The sequence below is a fragment of the Acinetobacter sp. TWP2-2-3 genome (assembly GCF_049896445.1).
Classification (GTDB): Bacteria; Pseudomonadota; Gammaproteobacteria; order Pseudomonadales; family Moraxellaceae; genus Acinetobacter.
The window spans coordinates 17,975-38,744 of the sequence record NZ_JAFCUI010000015.1 but is presented as its reverse complement, the minus strand read 5'-3'; the positions used below and the strand labels follow the sequence as shown (position 1 = coordinate 38,744).

General features: G+C 41.2%; 11 protein-coding genes and 13 pseudogenes. 10 read left to right on the top strand and 14 right to left on the bottom strand.

Annotated elements, in window-relative coordinates; genetic code table 11:
• The 3 pseudogenes from ACP7AK_RS14295 to ACP7AK_RS14285 all read right to left on the bottom strand — a co-directional run.
• Positions 1 to 84, bottom strand: a pseudogene (locus tag ACP7AK_RS14295) (DIP1984 family protein); the annotation flags it as partial.
• 197 nt (positions 85 to 281) lie between these two features.
• Positions 282 to 646: pseudogene (locus ACP7AK_RS14290) on the bottom strand (IS3 family transposase); the annotation flags it as partial.
• A pseudogene (locus ACP7AK_RS14285) lies at positions 640 to 921 on the bottom strand (ISNCY family transposase); the annotation flags it as partial. The pseudogenes ACP7AK_RS14285 and ACP7AK_RS14290, both read right to left, overlap by 7 nt.
• 241 nt (positions 922 to 1,162) lie before the next feature.
• Between ACP7AK_RS14285 and ACP7AK_RS14280 the strand changes: the two are divergent.
• Both ACP7AK_RS14280 and ACP7AK_RS14275 read left to right on the top strand, forming a co-directional pair.
• Positions 1,163 to 1,270 (top strand): annotated as a pseudogene (locus ACP7AK_RS14280) (site-specific integrase); the annotation flags it as partial.
• A 64-nt stretch (positions 1,271 to 1,334) separates the two neighbouring features.
• Positions 1,335 to 2,425 (top strand): annotated as a pseudogene (locus tag ACP7AK_RS14275) (IS3 family transposase).
• Between the two features lie 168 nt (positions 2,426 to 2,593).
• On the opposite strand, the gene ACP7AK_RS14270 reads toward ACP7AK_RS14275, so the two are convergent.
• The 4 genes from ACP7AK_RS14270 to ACP7AK_RS14255 form a co-directional block, all read right to left on the bottom strand.
• Positions 2,594 to 5,260, bottom strand: coding sequence for an excinuclease ABC subunit UvrA (locus ACP7AK_RS14270; protein ID WP_086044950.1), 2,667 nt, complete (start codon positions 5,258 to 5,260; stop codon positions 2,594 to 2,596).
• 42 nt (positions 5,261 to 5,302) lie between these two features.
• Complete coding sequence (locus tag ACP7AK_RS14265) at positions 5,303 to 5,461, bottom strand: hypothetical protein (RefSeq protein ID WP_161489514.1); 159 nt, start codon at positions 5,459 to 5,461, stop codon at positions 5,303 to 5,305.
• Between the two features lie 93 nt (positions 5,462 to 5,554).
• Positions 5,555 to 6,532: an MDR family oxidoreductase gene (locus ACP7AK_RS14260; protein ID WP_114541430.1), complete on the bottom strand. Its 978-nt coding sequence runs from the start codon at positions 6,530 to 6,532 to the stop codon at positions 5,555 to 5,557.
• A gap of 89 nt (positions 6,533 to 6,621) precedes the next feature.
• A complete protein-coding gene (locus ACP7AK_RS14255) occupies positions 6,622 to 7,257 on the bottom strand; it encodes a TetR/AcrR family transcriptional regulator (RefSeq protein ID WP_004647830.1) in 636 nt (211 codons plus the stop codon).
• Between the two features lie 303 nt (positions 7,258 to 7,560).
• On the opposite strand from ACP7AK_RS14255, the pseudogene ACP7AK_RS14250 reads away from it, so the two are divergent.
• The 7 genes and pseudogenes from ACP7AK_RS14250 to ACP7AK_RS14220 all read left to right on the top strand — a co-directional run.
• A pseudogene (locus ACP7AK_RS14250) lies at positions 7,561 to 7,794 on the top strand (transposase); the annotation flags it as partial.
• 114 nt (positions 7,795 to 7,908) lie between these two features.
• Positions 7,909 to 8,028: pseudogene (locus ACP7AK_RS14245) on the top strand (IS982 family transposase); the annotation flags it as partial.
• Positions 8,023 to 8,196, top strand: a pseudogene (locus tag ACP7AK_RS14240) (potassium transporter); the annotation flags it as partial. The pseudogenes ACP7AK_RS14245 and ACP7AK_RS14240, both read left to right, overlap by 6 nt.
• 118 nt (positions 8,197 to 8,314) lie before the next feature.
• A complete protein-coding gene (locus ACP7AK_RS14235) occupies positions 8,315 to 8,692 on the top strand; it encodes a transposase (RefSeq protein ID WP_311771908.1) in 378 nt (125 codons plus the stop codon).
• 10 nt (positions 8,693 to 8,702) lie between these two features.
• A complete protein-coding gene (gene tnpB, locus ACP7AK_RS14230) occupies positions 8,703 to 9,092 on the top strand; it encodes an IS66 family insertion sequence element accessory protein TnpB (RefSeq protein WP_425880155.1) in 390 nt (129 codons plus the stop codon).
• Positions 9,093 to 9,252: 160 nt separating this feature from the next.
• Positions 9,253 to 10,406, top strand: a pseudogene (tnpC, locus tag ACP7AK_RS14225) (IS66 family transposase).
• Between the two features lie 31 nt (positions 10,407 to 10,437).
• Positions 10,438 to 10,806: pseudogene (locus ACP7AK_RS14220) on the top strand (HipA domain-containing protein); the annotation flags it as partial.
• A gap of 29 nt (positions 10,807 to 10,835) precedes the next feature.
• Here ACP7AK_RS14220 and ACP7AK_RS14215 read toward each other — a convergent pair.
• The 4 genes and pseudogenes from ACP7AK_RS14215 to fruB form a co-directional block, all read right to left on the bottom strand.
• Positions 10,836 to 12,518: a fructose-specific PTS transporter subunit EIIC gene (locus tag ACP7AK_RS14215; RefSeq protein WP_425880154.1), complete on the bottom strand. Its 1,683-nt coding sequence runs from the start codon at positions 12,516 to 12,518 to the stop codon at positions 10,836 to 10,838.
• Between the two features lie 4 nt (positions 12,519 to 12,522).
• Positions 12,523 to 13,455 carry a 1-phosphofructokinase gene (gene pfkB, locus ACP7AK_RS14210; RefSeq protein ID WP_425880153.1) on the bottom strand — a complete coding sequence of 311 codons (933 nt, stop codon included), beginning with the start codon at positions 13,453 to 13,455 and terminating at the stop codon, positions 12,523 to 12,525.
• Between the two features lie 7 nt (positions 13,456 to 13,462).
• A pseudogene (ptsP, locus tag ACP7AK_RS14205) lies at positions 13,463 to 15,112 on the bottom strand (phosphoenolpyruvate--protein phosphotransferase); the annotation flags it as partial.
• A gap of 86 nt (positions 15,113 to 15,198) precedes the next feature.
• Positions 15,199 to 16,327: pseudogene (gene fruB / locus ACP7AK_RS14200) on the bottom strand (fused PTS fructose transporter subunit IIA/HPr protein); the annotation flags it as partial.
• Positions 16,328 to 16,655: 328 nt separating this feature from the next.
• Here fruB and ACP7AK_RS14195 point away from each other — a divergent pair.
• A pseudogene (locus tag ACP7AK_RS14195) lies at positions 16,656 to 16,805 on the top strand (VF530 family DNA-binding protein); the annotation flags it as partial.
• 353 nt (positions 16,806 to 17,158) lie between these two features.
• Here the strand turns inward: ACP7AK_RS14195 and lldD are convergent.
• From lldD to lldP, 3 genes are read right to left on the bottom strand one after another with little or no spacing between them, the layout of a single operon-like run.
• The gene (lldD, locus tag ACP7AK_RS14190; RefSeq protein WP_180181369.1) at positions 17,159 to 18,304 is read right to left on the bottom strand and encodes an FMN-dependent L-lactate dehydrogenase LldD; all 1,146 of its coding nucleotides are present in this window, start codon (positions 18,302 to 18,304) and stop codon (positions 17,159 to 17,161) included.
• A gap of 3 nt (positions 18,305 to 18,307) precedes the next feature.
• Positions 18,308 to 19,051 (bottom strand): transcriptional regulator LldR, encoded by a 744-nt coding sequence (gene lldR, locus ACP7AK_RS14185; RefSeq protein WP_004282146.1) that lies wholly within the window; start codon positions 19,049 to 19,051, stop codon positions 18,308 to 18,310.
• A 17-nt stretch (positions 19,052 to 19,068) separates the two neighbouring features.
• Positions 19,069 to 20,733, bottom strand: a complete 1,665-nt coding sequence (gene lldP, locus ACP7AK_RS14180; RefSeq protein WP_004282148.1) for an L-lactate permease — start codon at positions 20,731 to 20,733, stop codon at positions 19,069 to 19,071.
• Between the last annotated feature and the right edge of the window lie 37 nt (positions 20,734 to 20,770).

Here is a 20,770-nt window from a genome sequence, read left to right as displayed (position 1 = left end):
TACATTTGCATTGATACGTTGTTTTAGTGAAATAATTTTTTTTTGTTGATCACTTCGAAGTAAGAGAGCTTCTGCTAATTTCATTTTTCACCTATTAACCAATTAGAATTAAGTTTTAAGCAGCTAAGTAATTTTACAAATACTATATCCTCATTCTTTAAAGATCAAAAAAATTGATTTTTTACAATTTTCAGAGGTAGAAGTCTTATATTTTGTCATTAGTCGAAGCTCAGAATTAAGCTAAAGGCCTTTTTTTCAGATGCAGAATCCTTTATCTGATCCTAGACAGTATTATGGACATTCGATCCCTCTAAATTCTTACAATATTTTTGTTCAAAGGCTTCAGGACTTAACCAGCCATTTGCAGAATGTATTCTGATTCGATTGTAATAAATCTCGATATAGTCGAACAGGACAGCATTCGCTTCTTTTCGAGTGGCAAACACACTGCCATGGATTACATGACCTTTCAATGTATGAAAGAAGCTTTCAGTCACTGCATTGTCCCAACATGAGCAGTGTACTGCGCAAGACTGCCTGACATACTTTGAATAAAGTTATTCGTCAATAATAGCGCTCTAAAAGCACGACTACAGTACTGACTGCCTTGGTCAGAATGAACCATAACTCCTGTTGAATAAGCTTTTCATGCGCCAAGGTTGGTCCGAAACCATGCAGTTGATCAGAAACAATATTGAGGCACTTGAGTCTGAGTTCTTCAGAAAGCCTGGAATTGCTGGTTTGGCCACGACCCGTATGGGCTAATACAGCTGGACCTTGAACTTTGTATTTCTGCAGTAAGCGTCTGACCTGACATTCTGAAATATGAAGTAGAAGTAGCTGAGCAGCCTGGGATTGAGTTATGCGTTGATCGCAGATTTCCTGCAAGACCGACAATCGTTTAAGTTCTTTATCCGACATAGACACCAACATATCAAACCGTCCGCTAAGGAAATTGCAAAAGTGCACATTCTAAAAGCGGACATTTCTATTTTGGGCTTACAACACTGATTTCGTATAATATTGATTATGTTAAATGAATTATACCTGATAATAACTTCATATCTTCTTTTATTAAACGAAAATTCAATAACTTAAATAATTTCAATTTCATTTGTAAAATATAATATGTTGACCTCAAGAATACTTCATAAACTTTACTATGTTTGCTTTAAAAACAATTCATTTGGAAAAGAAAGTTTCAAACGAAAATCAAATTATTCTTTTGTTTGATCTGGATTCATCATGTCCATGTTTGTACCCAGTAATCCCTCCTAAAAACAATAGGACCTAAAAGTAGAATTTTCTCTTAAAGTATAGGCAGGAGATTCTGCATGAAAACATCTAAATTTACTGACAGTCAGATCATGTCCATTTTGAAACAGGCGGAGTCTGGCACACCTGTAGCCGCCCTTTGTCGTGAACACGGTATGAGTAATGCGACCTTCTATAAATGGCGTGCCAAATATGGCGGTATGGATACATCATTAATGGCAAAACTCAAAGAACTGGAAGCAGAAAATACCAGACTTAAAAAGATGTATGCTGAAGAACGCTTAAAGGCAGAGATCATTCAGGAAGCGATGGCAATGAGCAGCACTGCTGCGCAAGGGTGAGGCCATCTTGCCGACGTAAGATGGCACAACAGGCAGTTGCCCACTATGCGATTAGCATTCGTTTGGCTTGCCGAGGATTTAGTATCAGTGAAACCTGCTACCGTTATCAATCCAAGTTAAACGATGACAATACATTAATTGCAGAACAGCTCATTGAGCTCACTGAAGAAAATACAGATTGGGGTTTTGGTCTGTGTTTCTCTTATCTACGTCATGTTGAAAACCATGTTTGGAATCATAAGCGTGTTTATCGCATTTACTGTGAGTTAGCACTGAATCTGCGCATTAAACCGAGAAGAAGACTAAAACGGCATGCACCAGAACCACTGAAAGAGCCGATCCGGGCAAATCAGGTCTGGTCACTGGATTTTATGCATGACCAGCTGATCGATAGTCGTAAGTTCCGATTGTTGAATGTGATTGATGATTACCGTCGAGAAGGTTTGACTATTGAAGCAGGATTCTCATTACCCACGATCAGGGTTATTCACACATTGAATCAGTTATTGGAATGGCGAGAAAAACTGTTAGTTATTCGGTGTGACAATGGCCCGGAGTTTATCAGTCACGAATTTGTACGCTGGGCAACTGAACAAGGTATTCGTATTGAATATATTCAACCAGGTAAACCACAGCAAAATGCGTATATTGAACGCTATAATCGGACTATACGTTATAGTTGGCTGAGCAAACATTTATTTGATACTTTGGATGAAGTACAAGATTATGCAACAAACTGGCTGTGGCATTACAACCATGAAAGACCACACCAAGCAAACAAAGGAAGGCCACCTCTAATGGCTGCTTAACCTCTACTTTTAACTTCGGTTATTAATGGGAGGATTACCGTTTGTGCAACAAAGCCCTTAGTTGAAAAAAACTTTTAGATTTCATGCTCACACACCACCTAAAACAAAAAATATCTGATTGATTTTACAGGCTTTTAATTTAAGGTTTTATTCTACCCACTCGCAATATCAACGTTTAGTATCACGACTCACTAACTCATTAACTAAATATGGAGCAGTACGGCTATCTTGATTTTCTGTTATTTGTTTTGGTGTTCCTGCCACAACAATATTCCCACCAGCATTTCCAGCACCTGGTCCCACATCAATCACCCAATCTGCTTGTGCAACGGCACGCATATCATGCTCAATCATAACCACGGTATTACCCGCATCGACTAATCGCTGCAATTGAACTAACAATCGATCTACATCTGATGGATGCAAACCTGTAGTTGGCTCATCAAGTATATACAGTGTATTTCCACGCTGATTGCGTTGCAGCTCGGTCGCCAATTTAATACGTTGCGCTTCTCCACCAGATAGTTCAGTCGCTGGTTGCCCTAAACGTAAATAACCAAGGCCAATTTCCTTTAATAATTGTAGTGAACGAGCAATCGAGACCTCTCCATCAAAAAAATCACGTGCTTCATTGACGGTCATTCCTAATACTTCAGCAATATTACGTCCATTCCAGCGAATTTTCAGAGTGTCATCATTATATCGAGCACCATGACATGTCGGACAAGGGGCATATACACTTGGCATAAACAATAACTCTACACTGACAAAGCCTTCACCTTCACAAGTTTCACATCGCCCTTTAGCCACATTAAACGAAAAACGTCCAGCATCATAATGAGCTTGGCGAGCTTCAGGAGTCCCAGCAAATAACTTTCTAACATGATCAAATAAACCCGTATAAGTTGCCAGATTAGAACGTGGAGTACGGCCAATTGGTTTTTGATCAACCTGTACCAGACGCTGTATAGCCTCCACATCACCAGCCAGAGAACCCTGTGTAACCTCGTTAACCAACATTCCTTCATTTAAAGGATTATTTTCATTATTGTTTTCAGTTTCAGACTCATTGCCTAAATATGAAAGTACTAACTCGGGTAAAGCTTGAGAAACGAGACTAGATTTACCTGAACCTGAAATACCTGTAACTGCTGTAAGTACACCAAGAGGTATACGAGCATCAATATTATGCAGGTTATGTCGGTAAATATTGTTAAGTTCAAGCCAACCAGAGGGTGTACGTCCATAACTTTGAGTAACTGGGATTTTATTAAATAAATAACTTGCAGTACGTGAAGCTGAAATCTCACTTAAACCCTGAGGTACTCCACTATATAAAATATTACCACCTTGCTCTCCTGCATCTGGTCCAACATCCACTAACCATTGAGCACGACGCATGAGCTCTAAATCATGCTCTACAACAAATACGGAGTTTCCAGCGTCTCTTAATTTATCGAGAGAATCATATAATGACTGACTATCTGAAGGATGTAATCCAGCAGACGGTTCATCCAGTACATAAACTACACCAAATAGCATAGAACTTAATTGTGTTGCTAAACGCAAACGTTGTAACTCTCCCGCTGAAAGAGTCGGTGTGGCTCTATCTAATGTTAGATAACCAAGACCTAACTGGCGTAATTGATTTAAACGCCCCACCACACCATTTGCTAAACGCTGGGCAGCAATTTTCTTTTCATCTGAAAGTGCTGACGTACGTCTTACATCTGGAGATACAGAATGCACTGCTCTACCTGTTGTTGCTCGTTCAGATCTATCAAGTTGGGTTACTTTATTATTAGTCTTTTCTCCAGCATCATGAGCGTCGAAATTGCCAAGAACAATGGGCTCAAGCAGGCAAGTTAACTTATCCAAAGAAAGTTGCATAAACTCACCAATATCTACTCCAGCAAAGGTAATAGATAAGGCTTCTGGTTTAAGGCGTTTACCATGACAGGAAGGGCATATTTTTCCTTCCATAAAACGTGAAACACGTTTTTTCATCAACGTACTTTGGGTATTAGCAAAAGTATGAAGGACATAGCGACGAGCACCAGTGAAAGTGCCCATATAGCTGGGTTCTAGTTTACGTTTAAGTGCAGATTGAGTCTCAGCGGGGCTTAAACCAGCATAGACAGGAACTGTTGGGGTTTCTTCAGTAAATAAAATCCAGTCTCTATCCGATTGCGGTAAATCTTTCCATGGTCGATCAACATCATACCCTAGGGTTACTAGGATATCGCGTAAGTTTTGCCCGTGCCAAGCAGGTGGCCATGATGCGATAGCTCTCTCACGAATACTGAGTGTTGGGTCAGGAACCATTGTCGATTCTGTAACTTCATAAATGTGACCTAAACCATGACAGGTAGGACAAGCACCTTGAGGAGTGTTCGGTGAAAAGTCCTCGGCATATAACATTGGCTGATCGGCAGGATATGCACCAGCACGCGAATAAATCATTCGCACGAGACTTGATAAAGTTGTTACACTTCCAACAGAAGAACGGGTATTACTTGCACCACGTTGTTGTTGCAATGCTACTGCTGGTGGTAGACCATCAATAGCATCAACATCTGGTACTCCGGCCTGATCTATTAAGCGTCTTGCATAAGGTGCAACAGATTCGAAATATCTTCTTTGTGCTTCAGCAAAAATAGTTCCAAAAGCAAGTGATGATTTTCCTGAACCCGATACACCTGAGAAAACAACAAGTGCATTTCTTGGGATAGAAACATCTACATCCTTAAGGTTATGCTCACGTGCACCTCGAACTTCAATACAATTATTAGATAAAGTAATGTTATTGTGTTCACCAAAAGAATGTATTTTCATGTTTCTACGAGCCTGTAAATTATTTTGTGTAAGTCCCATTTTTTATAAATGATCTTTTAATCGATCATCGAACTGAATCGTAAAACAATTCATTGCTAAACTAATACATTTAAATATGGCTGTCATTTGGTTTAAATCTTCAGGAGTTTTTAAACCTTTAGCTAATTCAGCTGCCATACTTTTGATTGTAGCTTCATCCATGTGAAGTACCTTTTTTTATTATCCTCAGTAGGATAAATGAAAATTAAGTACTTACACAAAATTTAGAACAGTCCCACAACTCATTTTGTTGAACTATATCTGTACAACAACTCTACCTCGAATTTTTCCATCTAAAATTTCATTTGAAATATTTAAAGCATCTGTTAACTGAATTTCAGTCGTAACTTTTTCTAATTTTGTTTGATCCAATTCTGTAGCTAAACGTTCCCATGCTTCTTTTCTTAATTCGATTGGTGCCATCACGCTATCAATTCCATATAAGGTAATCCCTCTTAGAATAAATGGAGCAACTGTTGCTGGAAAATCCATTCCGCCTGCCAAACCACACGCAGCAACTGCACCACGATATTTTGTACTAGCACATGCATTCGCTAAAGTATGGCTACCAACAGTATCAATCACGCCAGCCCAAACTTCTTTGTTTAATGGCTTTCCTGGGGAAGATAATTCAATACGATCAATAATTTCACTCGCACCTAGATAGGTTAAATATTCTGACTCTTGAGGTCGACCAGTTGAAGCTGTAATCTCATAACCAAGATGATTCAAAATAATAATGGCAATACTACCTACTCCACCATTTGCACCTGTCACTAAAATTTTTCCATCATTTGGTTTAATACCATGTTTTTGTAAAGCCATGACACACAACATTGCGGTATAACCTGCTGTACCAATAACCATCGTATCTTTAAAAGAAAAAACTGAAGGTTTTTGTATGAGCCAATCACCTGAAACAATGACTTGCTCGGCTAGTCCTCCAGAATACTTTTCACCCACTCCCCAACCATTCAGTAGAACTTCATCTTCTTCTTTCCATGCTGGATGTTTTGATTCAATCACAACGCCTGAAAAATCAATACCTGGTGTTAACGGAAAACTACGAATCACAGGTGAACGCCCAGTAATGGCTAAAGCATCTTTATAATTGAGTGTTGAATATTTGACTTCGACTCTAACCTCTCCTTCTTGTAAAGGCTTTGATGCAGTCTCAGTAATTTGTGATGTGTAACCTGCTTCATCTTTAGTAATTACAATACCTTTGTACATAGAACTTCCTCTCCATTTAATTAGACTGCTTGTCTAGAATTAATTAAAAAATAAATACAGACGTCTGCATTTATTTTTTAATTAACTTTTTACGTGATTTGTTGTTTTACAGCTAAAGTAAACAAGCGATAAAATGCATCTAAGGGACTTGTTGATTTGACCAAACGTGCTCTTAGAACTGCACCTTCCCACCCAATCCAAAACTGATAAGCAGCTTCATCGCAATCAGCTAGGCTATATTGTGAATTTGACTGATGTAGGCAATCAGAAACTAATTTCTCCCATACCTTAAAGATATTTTCGATTCGGGCAATGATTTCTTGTGGTAAATACGACACTTCTTGTCCTAAGTTACCTAAAATACAACCTCGTTTAAAATCATATTTTTGCATTTTTTCACCCGCATCTTTTACAAAATTTTGCAGCTTTTCTAGTGGGGAAAGATCAGTTTGACTTAAAAACTTATTCAATCGCTTCACAAAATAAAGTTCATAAGCATCTAAGACTTCTAAAATAAAAGCCTCTTTATTTACAAAATAATGGTAGAAAGACCCTTTAGGAACTTGGACTGATTTCATGAGATCGTCCAAGCTCATAGCATTCATTCCACGTTCGGTCAGTAACTCGATACCTCGGTGGATTAAAACTTCTTTAGTGTCTGCATAGTTACAGCCGTGTTTGGTTGGTCGACCACGTGGTCTTTTGGGTGAGGAAGAATAATTCATATAATAAAAATAGACTATGTGACTAGAAATAACAACAATAAGATTATTTGATTGAAAATTTTATCTAAACGTCATCTAGTTCTCTTTTTTCACAGTACTTAGTCATTCATATAAATGCTCTTAAAAATCCTATAAGTTTATGAACTAATTTTTTATAAATTTCTATTATTTTTCTTCAAAATATTGAAATTAATAAATATATTGTAAAAATAATTTATAAACTAGATTTTAGGTAAACATAAGTTAAATAGAAAATTTTTAGTTAAATAAGGCTCTGTTGCACAAACTTACCACTGGAGGCTTCTTAGCTATCAAAAAAGTCGCGATAGTCTCCATCTACTCATTGACCCTACTGGCTTGAGGTTTTTAGGAGAAGGTGAATGAAAACGTAAAAAACATCAGTCTGAATATCGATGACAATAGCGTAAACTTCACATAGGTATAATAGATGCTGAAACACTGCAAAAACTTGCAGCTCAGCTCACAACCAATAATGTCAGTGACTCACAGGTGTTTGGTGATGGATTGGATAGCATAAAAAAATAATTAATATATTTCAATATATTAAACCCCAATCTCAACTTTTTAAGTGATTGAAATAAAAAGGACATAACCCTATTTTAGTTTCCACCAAGAAATTAAAGCAAAGTTATGTCCATTGAAGAATTTATCATTTTTATCTATGTAATCATAGAACAGCTTTATCCCATTGTTGTTATTCAGCCTCTGAGAACTCGTGGTTTTCCGCCTGCTGTTACTGATGTAGAAATTAGCCAAGAAATCCGAGAACGAGACAAAGAACGTTTTGAAACCGAAGTTGCAGCAGATGATGTCTATGCGGGTATCGGCTTGCAATACACAGGACCGCGTCCGACTGCACCTTTAATTACACCAAAGCACACAGGGCAAATTCTGAATGAAGATGACACTCATCAATAATTTCACGTATTAAGCCCAAATAAAAAGAGGTCTCTGTAGATCTCTTTTTCGGTAAGCATCCGCTGAACCCCACTTTTCTTATTTTCTCAATATACCAATAGTGCCCATTATTTATTAAATGGACATTATGTTTATGGCCTTAGACACTTTTATAGACACTGAACAAACGACAGAAAGAGCCCGCAGAATCTTCGCAACTGATTTTAAACAGCACTTGGTCGAGCTTTGCCTGCAGCCAAATACATCAGTGGCTAAGGTCACAATGCAACATCAGATCAATGCCAATCTATTACATAAATGGATTCGTCAGTCCAGATCAATGGTTCCATCATTCACAACCCCTTCCATTCCACAGACCGACTTTCTTCCCGTCATTCTTCACCCGACACCAGAGTCAAACAAGAAGCACCGCCGCCACCTGAACCGGAAAAGAATGCTGTCGCTCATATCAGAATTCCACTGCATCAGAAACAATGCTCCGCAAGAGATCAGGTGATCGAAATAGAATGGCCAGTGGAATCGGCCAAGGAGTTGCTGCTTTTACTTCAGGGCTTGATCAAATGATCCGCATTGATGAAATCTGGCTTTCTACCCAACCTCTGGATATGCGAGCAGGTATGGATACTGTCATGGCTCAGGTGCTGAGAGCCTCTGGCTATATCAAACCGCATTGTGCTTATCTGTTCTGTAATAAGCGTGGCCGTCGCATGAAAGTGCTGGTGCATGATGGGCTGGGCATCTGGCTATGTGCCCGACGGCTGGAACAGGGAAAATTCCACTGGGCTAAAGTTCACCAAGATGAAACCGTGACCCTCAGCCCGGAGCAGTTACAAGCACTGATCCACGGTTTAACTTGGCAAAGAATCGGTCTGCAGCAAGTGGTAACAATGCTCTAAATCGAACTCATCCATTCTGCTATTCTCCAAACATGATCTCAACCATACTGCAGTCATGAAAATGCTGCCTGATTTAAACCAACTGACCCATGAACACCTGCTGGAATTTATCCGACAGTTGGCGCTGCAGCATCAGTCTTTAGCATAATCAAAACAACAACTGGAACAATCAAATCAGCAATTAGATTCTAAAGTTAAATCTCTCTCTAATCTCAATCAAAAATACGAGCATGAACTTTTGCAGTTTAAACGGCATAAGTTCGCCCAGAAGAATGAATACTTAACGGCCAAACAAATCCACCTCTGGGATGAAGCGGTTGAAGAAGATATTGCCGCGGTTGATCTGGAACTGGAACGGCTGAATGCAGCTAAAACCGATGCAGCGACACAGAAAGCCCCAGCCAACAAACCTAAACGTCGACCGCTACCTGATCATCTACTCACTCTGCGTATTGAGCACGAACCTGCCTCAACGCAATGCAGCTGTGACAGCTTGTACTGCAGCAACAGGTGCTGCATGCCAATGAAACACCGGTCACCATCATGCAGATGGGTGAGAATGAGAAAAAACCGAAGAAAGGTTATGTCTGGGCCTATGCCACCACACAGTACAATCTACTTCAGGCGGTGATCTATGACTTTCAGGATAAGCATGCTGAAGAGTTCCTGAAAGACTGGCAAGGCCATCTGGTCTGTGATGATTATGGTGGTTATAAAGCACGCTTTAAATCAGGCCAGATCATTGAGGTGGGCTGCATGGCCCATGCACATCTTAAATTCCATGAACTGCATGCGACCGGAAAAAGTCAGGTCGCTGAACAAGCATTAGTGATGATTCAGAAACTGTATGCCATAGAAGCAGAACTCAGGAAAAAGACCGATGGTACAGCGCAACACCGTCGCGAATACCGGCAACAACATAGCCAATCGATGATGCAACAACTATATGAATGGCTCAACCAACATTATCTGACGGTGCCGTCGAGTTCTCCAATCGCCAAGGCGATCAATTACACTCTGAAGCGTTGGCCAGCTTTAAGTCGCTATTTGGATGATGGCAATCTACCGATTTGCAACAATTGGGTCGAAAATCAAATGCGTCCCTGGGCATTGGGACGCAAGAACTGGTTGTTTGCTGGCTCGCTACGCAGTGGTCAGCGAGCTGCGAATGTCATGACCCTGATTCAGTCAGCAAAGCTGAATGGGCTAGATCCGTATGCCTATTTAAGTGATGTGCTGAAAAGGTTGCCGACACATAAAGTGACCCAGATTGAAGAATTACTGCCACACCGCTGGAAACCCAACTCAAATTAAAAAATAGCGATGGGGTTCAGCGGACGCTTACGCTGTTTTCAATGTAGTATTCAATAATCGAGATGATCATTGCAAAAACTTTTCATTTCTGATGTCCCAAAATGGGCAATGGAAACTCGCCCCTGCCTATGATGTTACTTTCTGTGAAGGACCAGGGGGATATCATCAAATGGATATCATGGGTGAGGCACTGGATATTCCTCGACAAGCTCTTGTGAAACTTGGTACTCAGGAAGCGGAACTTTGTGTCCAAGAAGTCGATGAAATTATTGGCTCGATTTGTAAGGTTGCAATCCGATTCAGCAATATCGCTCATGACCTATTACCTGGACAAATTCAAGCAGAGACTCTCCAACTGATCCAAAATAGGATTGAGCATAATATTCATTTATTGCACTAAATAGCTTTCACAAAGCCTCTATAGAGGGCTTATTCTAACCGTTGTTTTATCACGGCATAAGCTACACCAGTCACCACACTTCCAATCGCAATCGCCAATAAATATTTTAATGGATAATTCATCGCATTCGGAATGATCAGTACCATTACACCGCCATGAGGGGTGACTAGTTCACATTTAAATAATGCAACCAAAGCCCCAGTTACAGCACCACCTGCGATCGCGCATGGAAGCACTCGAATCGGGTCTTTAGCAGCAAACGGAATAGCCCCTTCCGAAATGAAACATAGGCCCAGAACTACAGCAGCCTTCCCTGCATCTTGCTCAGGTTTGGCAAATTTATGCTTTGCCAGAAAAGTTGCAATTGCCATACCCAATGGCGGTACCATACCCGCAGCCATGGTAATCGCCATCGGTCCGTATGTTTGTGACGTAAGTAAGCCCACCGTAAAGGCATAAGCCGCTTTGTTTATTGGGCCCCCAACATCAATACACATCATACTCCCAAGGATAATCCCCATGATCATGGCATTGGTCGTCCCCATATTGGCAAGGAAGTGTGTGAGTAATTCAAACAATTGTGCAACAGGCTGTCCAACCACATAAATCATGATTAAACCAACAGCTAAACTGGCCAATAGTGGAATAATCAAAATTGGTTTTAATGCTTCTAGGCTACTTGGGAGTTTAAGCTGTTTCGATAAAAATAACGCAATATAACCTGCAATAAAACCTGCAACTAATCCACCGAGAAAGCCTGCCTCTAATTGTGTTGCAAGTAAACCGCCAATCAAACCTGGAGTTAAACCCGGACGATCCGCAATAGAATAAGCAATGTAACCTGCCAGCATAGGTACCATAAGAGTAAATGCTGCAGCACCTATTTGCTTTAAGGATGCGGCAAAGCTTCCTTCAACAGGATTGAGGCCAAACATAAACGAGATGGCAATGATCAAACCGCCCGCCACCACCATTGGCAGCATGAAAGACACCCCTGTTAAAAGATGTTTATAAATTCCAGTTTTTTCTTTGTTTTCATTTTCTGTCTTAGTGGCTGTTTGCTTACCCGTTTCAAGCACTTTGGCTTCAGCAATTGCGTTTGCAAAAGTCTTATCCGTTTGCTTAAGGGCAAATCCTGTACTGCAGCGATATACGCGTTTGCCTACAAAGCGATCTGTATTGACCTCAATATCCGTTGCTAAGATCACCACATCTGCTTTGGCAATACTTTCTGCCGATAAAACATTTTTAGCCCCAACCGATCCTTGGGTTTCAACATCAATCTGATAACCGTGCTTTACTGCACCTTGTTGTAAGGCTTCGGCCGCCATAAACGTATGCGCAACACCAGTTGGACATGCTGTAATGGCGACAAAGCGTGTAACCCCTACATTGGCTGCAATAGTTTCATCTAAAGCATCTGAATGCTCAAGAACTTGTTGCAAAAGCATGATCGCATCGTGTTGCGCGTTATTCAAACCAATGACTTTCACAACCTTGTCACGCAGTTGATCCGCTTCTGCCGACTTCTGTCCTACAAAAACAACCGTATCAATAACATTTGATAAATCGAGATGCTCGACTGATGTCGCCACATGATTGGAAATACCAAGTGCTGTCGCTGCTTTGGACAGTTTTTTGGACAAAATCACTGCATTAATCGGCTGCTCGGGACTATGTGGCACAAATAAAATATGTTTTATCTCTTGCATCGTATTAACTCAATGATTGGACTGAGATTTGCGATTTCAAATCTTCAATAACAGCAAAGTCTGGAAGGGCAAACCCAATTTGGGTCACAGCATTGCTCGCAATTGCGGTTGCTGTTTTCAATGTTTCTTCTGGGGAAGTTGAACTCAACAAGCCATGAATCATACCTGCCAGCAAGGAATCTCCTGCACCCACCGTACTTTGGACGGTGACCTTCGGTGCAGTAGCATGCAGGGTTTGCGTGCGGTGAAGCCAGTTCACCCCGTTTTCACCCATCGAGACCACAATATGTTCGATCTGACTATTTAAACTGGCAAAAAGATGCTGCTGTTCTGCAAACGTTTCTGCTGGCAAATGGTAGGTTTCTGTCAACTCATCTGTATTAGGCTTAATCAACCAAGGATGGGCAGCAATTGCTGCTTTCAACGCAACACCACTGGTATCTACTGCGACTTTTTTACCCGCAGACTGTAACCATAGAATCAGTGTCGAAAGCTCTTCTGCAGAAAACCCTTGTGGCAAACTGCCAGCAATCACAATCACATCAACCTCTAAAATCAGTTGAGATAGGCGTTCACGTAGTTGTTGTTTTGCTGAGGTATCTACAAAAAAGCCCTTGCCATTGATGTCAGTCATCTGACCAGAAGCTTCTGCAACTTTAATGTTTTGTCGTGTTTCACCTGCAACATAAATAAATTGGTTATCAAATTGCTCTTGCTGGATATGATGGTCAAAAATTTGACGGTTTTCTTGCCCTAAAAAGCCACTCACAATCAGTTCATGACCCAAATCCTTAAGGACCTGTGCCACGTTTAAGCCTTTACCGGCTGCATGACTTTGGGCCGTTAACTGACGATTGACCTCGCCAACTTTTAGTTGATCCAATTGCACGGTGAGGTCAATTGCAGGATTCAGAGTAATGCTTAATATCTTAGCCATTCGGTAATTACTCCACCAATGCACGTACGGCAGTTGCACTGTCACAACTTAAGGCTTGCTGTGCGACCTGTTGGCAATTTATATAGTTCAAACCACGAATTTGCGCCTTCACCAATGGAATACTGGTACTCGACATACTCAACTCATCCACGCCTAAGCCTATCAATACAGGCACAGCTTTTGGATCAGCAGCCAATTCACCACAAATGCCCACCCATTTACCATGCTGATGTGCTGCCCGAACCGTTTGATCAATCAATAGCAAAATACTCGGATGTAAGCCATCAGCTTCAGCAGACAACAGTGGATGACCACGGTCAATCGCCAGAGTATATTGAGTCAAGTCATTGGTTCCAATACTAAAAAAATCAACTTCTTGAGCCAGAATTGGAGCCAACAATGCTGCCGCAGGAACCTCAATCATAATACCGACTTGTAAGTTTTCACATGGATGCTGTATGCGAACCTCATCCAAAATTGCTTTTGCTGCTCGCCATTCTTCAACCCGCCCAATCATAGGAAACATAATTCTTAACGGGCGATTATCCGCTGCTTTAAGTAAAGCAACCAATTGCTGACGTAACAACTCTGGCTTACGTAAAGTCAGACGAATACCACGTAAGCCTAAGAATGGATTTTCTTCCTTTTCAATAGGCAAATACGGCAAAGGTTTGTCCCCGCCTACATCAAGTGTACGTACCACCAATGGACGACCCGCCAAAGCATCTAACACCACCCGATAATCGGCTTCCTGTGTAGCCTCATCAGGCGCACTGCTGTGTGACATAAAGACCAATTCTGTGCGTAGCAAACCAATTGCTTCTGCCCCATCGGCCACAGCCTGTATCGTAGCGCCCACTTTACCAATATTGGCTGCGATTTCAACTTGATGTTGATCCAGTGTGATGGCGGGTTCTAAACAATGCTGTTCCGCTTGTTCTCGCAACTCACGCTGGCGTTGGCGCTCTGCAATGGCATAATCAATCTGACTTTGCTCGGGTGAGACCACATACTCACCAGTATCCCCATTAATTAGCACGGTGGCATGGTTCTCAATATTTAAAACAGCTACACCCGCACCTACGACTGCTGGAATAGCCAGAGCACGTGCCACAATAGCACTATGGGCACTCGCTCCACCAACCGCGGTCAAAATGCCTGCAACACGATCTTTATTCATACGCGCTACATCACTCGGGCCAACATCATGCATAATTAAGATATAAGGTTGCTCGGGTTCTGTGACATCGGCCACACCGCACAAAACAGCCAAAACTCGCTCACCAATATCCCTTAAATCAGCCGCACGCTCTGCCAGTAAACGATCGCTAAGTGCAGCCTGTGCGGTAGCAGCCACTTCAATATGATCATGCCAAGCTGCTGCAGCAGACAACCCCTGTTTTAAACCGCGTTGTACACTTTGGAGGAGGTCTGGATCATCCAGCATTTCCAAATGTGCCATGAAGATCTGCTTAATGGCAGTAGATTCAGTATGTGCAATGAATTGACGTAAGCTATTTTTCACCTGATGAAGCGCAATTTCAAGCTTTTCATTCTCAGCTTTAAAACTCTGTCCGCGACGTTCATAACTAAATTCATGTGGCTTCACCACATGTGCAGGACCAAAAGCAAGGCCAGTTGATGCCGCAATACCGCAGCTACCCGTATCGCCATGTGATTCAAAAGGCATTAATTCCAAAGTATTTACGACTGGGTCACTACTGCTGTGCTGATGAGATACAAGATCAACAGCTTCAACCTCTTCTCCTAAGCCCTGTTGAACTGCATCAATAATCTGTTCTAAGCCTGCTACAGCATCAGTATCAGGTTGTGCAATAAAAGTCAGAGTTTGACCACGACGACATCCCATGGCTAATAATTTGGTTAAACTTTTTGCCGAAACGTAAGCCCCCTCATCTACAGCAACGAGAATATCCCCTGCAAATTTCTTAGTCATATTGACCAAGTGTGTCGCGGGACGCGCATGTAGACCATGAGCATTAGCTAAGACAATACGACGAGATGGCCAATCAGGAATCAGTTCAGCACCAATTAACTGCGCCAACTGGTGACTATCTTGCTCTTGGTTGAGAGTATGAACTTGTTCAGTATCAAACAAAATATCCATTAACCGTTGAAACCGTTGCATATCCAGTTGCTCATTACTGGCAATACACACCAAAGTCTTGAGCATTTCCTGCTGATGGCTTAAAACCTGTTCCGCTTTTACCAAACTTACAGCTGGGCTCAAAACATGCTGGTTAGAAGTGATCGACCACACTCCCTCCCCTAAATGAATCATGCTGTTTAGGTTTAAACCCGACAGAAAACCACACTCCACCATTTTTTGCTGTTTCAGCAACTGTGTTGCCTGCCAAATCAAATCTTCTACATCAAGTGCGGGAACTTGAGTGGCGATTAAATTTTCATGCAATGCCAAAGATGCGGGTTGGGCTTGTAATAATGCAATAATTTGCTCTGCGGATTGAGCCTGTTTCACTTGATCAGCGACATCATTAATTAAAGCCCGCGTCAAAATTTGTAAGACTTGCAAATGCTCATCTGATTTCGCAGCAATCACTACTGCTAAATAAATTTTATTTTCACCGTCCCAAACAACTCCTTCAGGAAAGTGCGCCAGACGAATCCCAGTTTTTAAAATAGATTGGCGAGACTGAGGCGTCCCATGCGGAATGGCAATTCCTTGTCCTAAATACGTTGCACTTTGTTGTTCACGCCCGGTCAACCCATGAATATAATCAGGTGTAACCAATTGGTCTTCGACCAAGATATCGACTAGACATTGCAACGCTTGTGCTTTATCAGTGGCGTGTTGTTTCATTCGAATATGTTGTATATCTAGCGCGAGCATAAAGCGTCCTTGCAAAATAGCATAGTGAAAAGCTATGCCTTTTTACTGGAGAAAAAATAAAAGTCGAATTCTACTCAGGATTTACACAAAAATCTGTATATTTTGATTTTATCTTGATAATCATTATTACGACGCAATTAAGAAACGACGAGATTCTCCAAAGCCCAGTGTTGCGATAGTTGGGTTTAGTTCTAATTGAACCGCTCTATCTCTGATTTCAGGGGTATATTTAGGTTTTTCATCGGATCACTACGCTTCGCTACGTCTTGCGAAGCAATGCGTCTCATCTCAGAAAGTTTGGTCTCCGACAAACCCGGTACGGTTCAGTTTAAGTCGTAAAATTGAAGTTAGATGTTTTTGCATAGATCCAAGTGTTAAATCATCATTGCGATTCTTGCGTACCACACCCTAGGCACGTGAAAAAGTAGAAAGCTTATATTTGTACGTGTTACGTCAAAAAGCAAAACAGAAACCGTAGCCCCAGGCAACACCCCTCTCATCATAAAATTATACCAGTCAGTAAAATAACTTTAGGTTAAGCATATGTATGCTGGTTATTATTGTTGATTATCACAATAAATTAGTGACCAAAAATCAAAGTATCCTACCCTACCTTAAATTACACCACATAAAATAAAAACTCTATATAACTGTTATATATAGAGTTTATTTAAATACCAATTATAGTATTTAGTGTATTTTATGTCGGTGACTCTTACCAAGGTTGGTTTTTTTCAAAAGGAAGCTTTGTTTACCCAAATTATTTAGATAAGAATCTCTTTTTCCAAAGGAAAGTTGGCAAAGCCTTACTAATGTGAGTAATTAAATCGCTTACTCTTTCTCTAGCTTGACCAGGCAATCCGATGTAATATCTGCAATGGTTCTTGCACCAGTCAATGTCATTGCCACACGCATTTCTTTCTCAATCAAATCTAGTAAATTACTTACCCCAGAACCGCCGGCAGCACCAAGTGCGTATACAAATGCACGACCAAGCATACAAATATCTGCACCCATAGCCAACATACGTACCACATCAAGACCGTTACGAATCCCTGAATCTGCTAAAATTTTGATGTCACCTTTGACCGCACTTGCAATTGAAGGAAGCGCACGAGCAGAAGACAAAACACCATCAAGCTGACGACCACCGTGATTGGAAACCACAATTCCATCTGCTCCGAAACGTACTGCATCCTTGGCATCCTCAGGATCTAAAATCCCCTTAATAACCATGGGACCCTCCCAATAATCACGAATCCACTCAAGATCTTTCCAAGAAATTGAAGGGTCAAAGTTATTTCCCAGCCAACCGATATAATCTTCCAGACCTGTCGGCTTACCTAAATATTTCGAAATGTTACCCAAATCATGCGGACGACCCAATAAACCGACATTCCAAGCCCAGTGTGGGTGCATACACGATTGCATATAACGACGTATTGCAGCATTTTTACCACTCATTCCTGAATGTGCATCACGATAACGCGCACCTGGAACAGGCATATCGACTGTGAATACTAAGGTAGAACAGCCTGCGGCTTTAGCACGTTCCAAGGCATTTTTCATAAAACCACGGTCACGTAGTACATACAGTTGAAACCACATCGGACGTTGAATCGCAGGTGCCACTTCTTCAATTGGACAAACTGAAACTGTTGATAAGGTAAATGGAATGCCCTTTTTATCTGCGGCAACCGCGGCTTGAACTTCACCACGACGCGCATACATACCCGTTAGACCTACAGGTGACAATGCCACTGGCAACGCCAAACTCTCACCAAACAATTGCGTTTCTAAGCTCAGCTCAGACATGTCATTTAACACACGTTGACGTAAAGCGATTTTTGATAAATCGTCTACATTACGCTTTAAAGTATATTCCGCATAGGCACCACCATCGATGTATTCAAATAAAAATGGCGGTAAACGACGTTTCGCAGCTTCACGATAGTCATTTGCAGAAGAAATAATCATAACTTATGTCCTATTTAATCGACTCGAACGTTGACGACGAGCTTCTTCTTCATCGATCATACGTACGCGTTGAACAACAAATTCAATATGCCCACAAGCTGCCTTACGTGCAGTCTCTGAGTCTTGACGTTCAATTGCGTCCATCACCTCAAAATGCTGGTCATGCAATTGTTCAAAATGTTGTGGTGTGGTGTAAACTTTACGTCGCCCTAACATCACGTTGTCTTGCAATAAATCAAACAAACTACGCATCATTTGGATCAGCACTAGATTGTGGGATGCTTCTGCAATCGCCAGATGAAAATTCGCATCCGCTATTGCTGCGTGGGCATCATCACCTAAAGCCTGAAAATGGCTAATCTGCTCAAAACATTGACGAATATTGATCAAATCACTGGGTGTGGCACGTTGTGCGGCATACCATGCTGTACCACCTTCAAGCACCATACGAGCTTCTTGTACATCAAAACGATATTCAGGATCCTGATCCATCAAACCGGATAATGGCTCAACGATTTGATACTGTGACCAATGTGCAGGCAACTGCTTTAAATAGGTGCCTGCACCCGCTTTGCTCTGAATAATCCCTGCGGTAATCAGTTGTTGAATCGCCTCACGTAAAGAGCTACGAGACACACCTAACTGTTCACAGAGTTGGCGTTCAGCAGGCAATCGCTCTCCGACTTGCACATTATTTTTTTCAATCAATAGACGTAAACGCTGTACCACTTTGTCGGAGACTTTCATTTTTTTCCTTGACCCGTTTACGGAATCATCCACGGGAAAACATAAGCTTGTAAGGTCACAATAATACCAATCATCACCGTAAAGATAATGCTGTGTTTTACTGTAAATCTAAATAAATCAGATTCTTTACCAACTAAACCCACTGCTGCACAAGCAATCGCGATTGATTGAGGGGAAATCATCTTACCTGTTACTCCACCACTGGTATTGGCAGCAACTAACAAGACTTCAGGCACACCGATTTGCTGTGCTGTAGTTGCTTGTAACGCTGAAAACAATGCGTTAGCTGAAGTATCTGAACCTGTAAGAAACACTCCAACCCAACCCAAGAATGGTGAAAAGAACGTGAAAGCCTGACCCGTATGTGCCAGTGCTAAAGCAAGCGTCGCTGACAGACCTGAATAGTTTGCAATGAACGCAAAAGCCAGTACCATACCAATCGAATAAATTGGGGTTTTTAGTTCATTCACGGTTTCAAAGAATGTCGAAACTGCCTCTTTAGGTTTCATGTTTAAATAAATAATCGTGATCAATGCCGCCAATATAATCGCCGTACCCGTTGCTGATAACCAATCAAACTTATAAATCGCATCATAATCTTTAATTTCAGGCACGACAGGTGGTAGCTTTTGAATCAATTGATGCAAATACGGCACTTTAATTGAAACTACTAAATCACTTAATGGGCCGTCCTTAACAAATAAATCTTTAAAAGGTTTGATGCTCCAGATCGTCACCATTGCTGTAAGTATCAGAAATGGAGACCAGGCTTTGGCTATCTGTGCCACACTATATTGTTTACGAGCTTGCTTGATAATAGTTTCATCTACCTGTATATTTTTGTCCTCAAAAAGAAAAATATGTTTTGGTTTCCAATACTTAAGCAAGATAGTTAAACTAATTAATGATGCAATTGCAGCAGTGATATCGGGTAACTCAGGCCCAACAAAATTTGATGTTAGATATTGCGCTAAAGAAAAAGATAAGCTGGCAACTAAAATAGCAGGCCAAGTTTCTTTAACCCCACGCCAACCATCCATGATTGCCATGATCCAGATCAATACAATTGGCACCATAAAGGGTAACTGACGACCAACCATTTGACTGATTTCCATGGTGTCAACACCTGAAACCTGCCCAGCGACAATGATCGGAATTCCCATTGCACCAAAAGCAACAGGTGCAGTATTAACTATCAGGCATAGCCCAGCCGCATATAAAGGCTTAAAGCCGAGTCCCACCAACAGTGCCGCAGTAATTGCGACGGGCGCACCAAAACCTGCCGCACCTTCTAAAAACGTACCAAAAGCAAACCCAACTAATAGCATTTGCAGACGTTGATCTTCTGTAATTGACAGAATAGACGAACGAATAACATCAAACTGTCCTGTTTTTACTGAAATCTTATATATAAAAACTGCACCGATAATAATCCATGCAATTGGCCACAGGCCGTAGAAGAATCCATAGACCATTGATGCTAATGCCATTCCAATTGGCATTTTGTATAAAAATAATGAGACCAGAAAGGCTAAAAAAACGGTAATTGTAGCGGCTACACTACCCTTCATGCGAAAAATAGCTAACGCTAAAAAAAAGAAAATAATTGGAACTAGCGCAATAGCACTCGAAATCCAGATATTGCCTATAGGATCATAAATTTGTTGCCACTGTTGAAGCATTGTCTACTCCTTGAAATGCTTAACTACTAGATTGAAC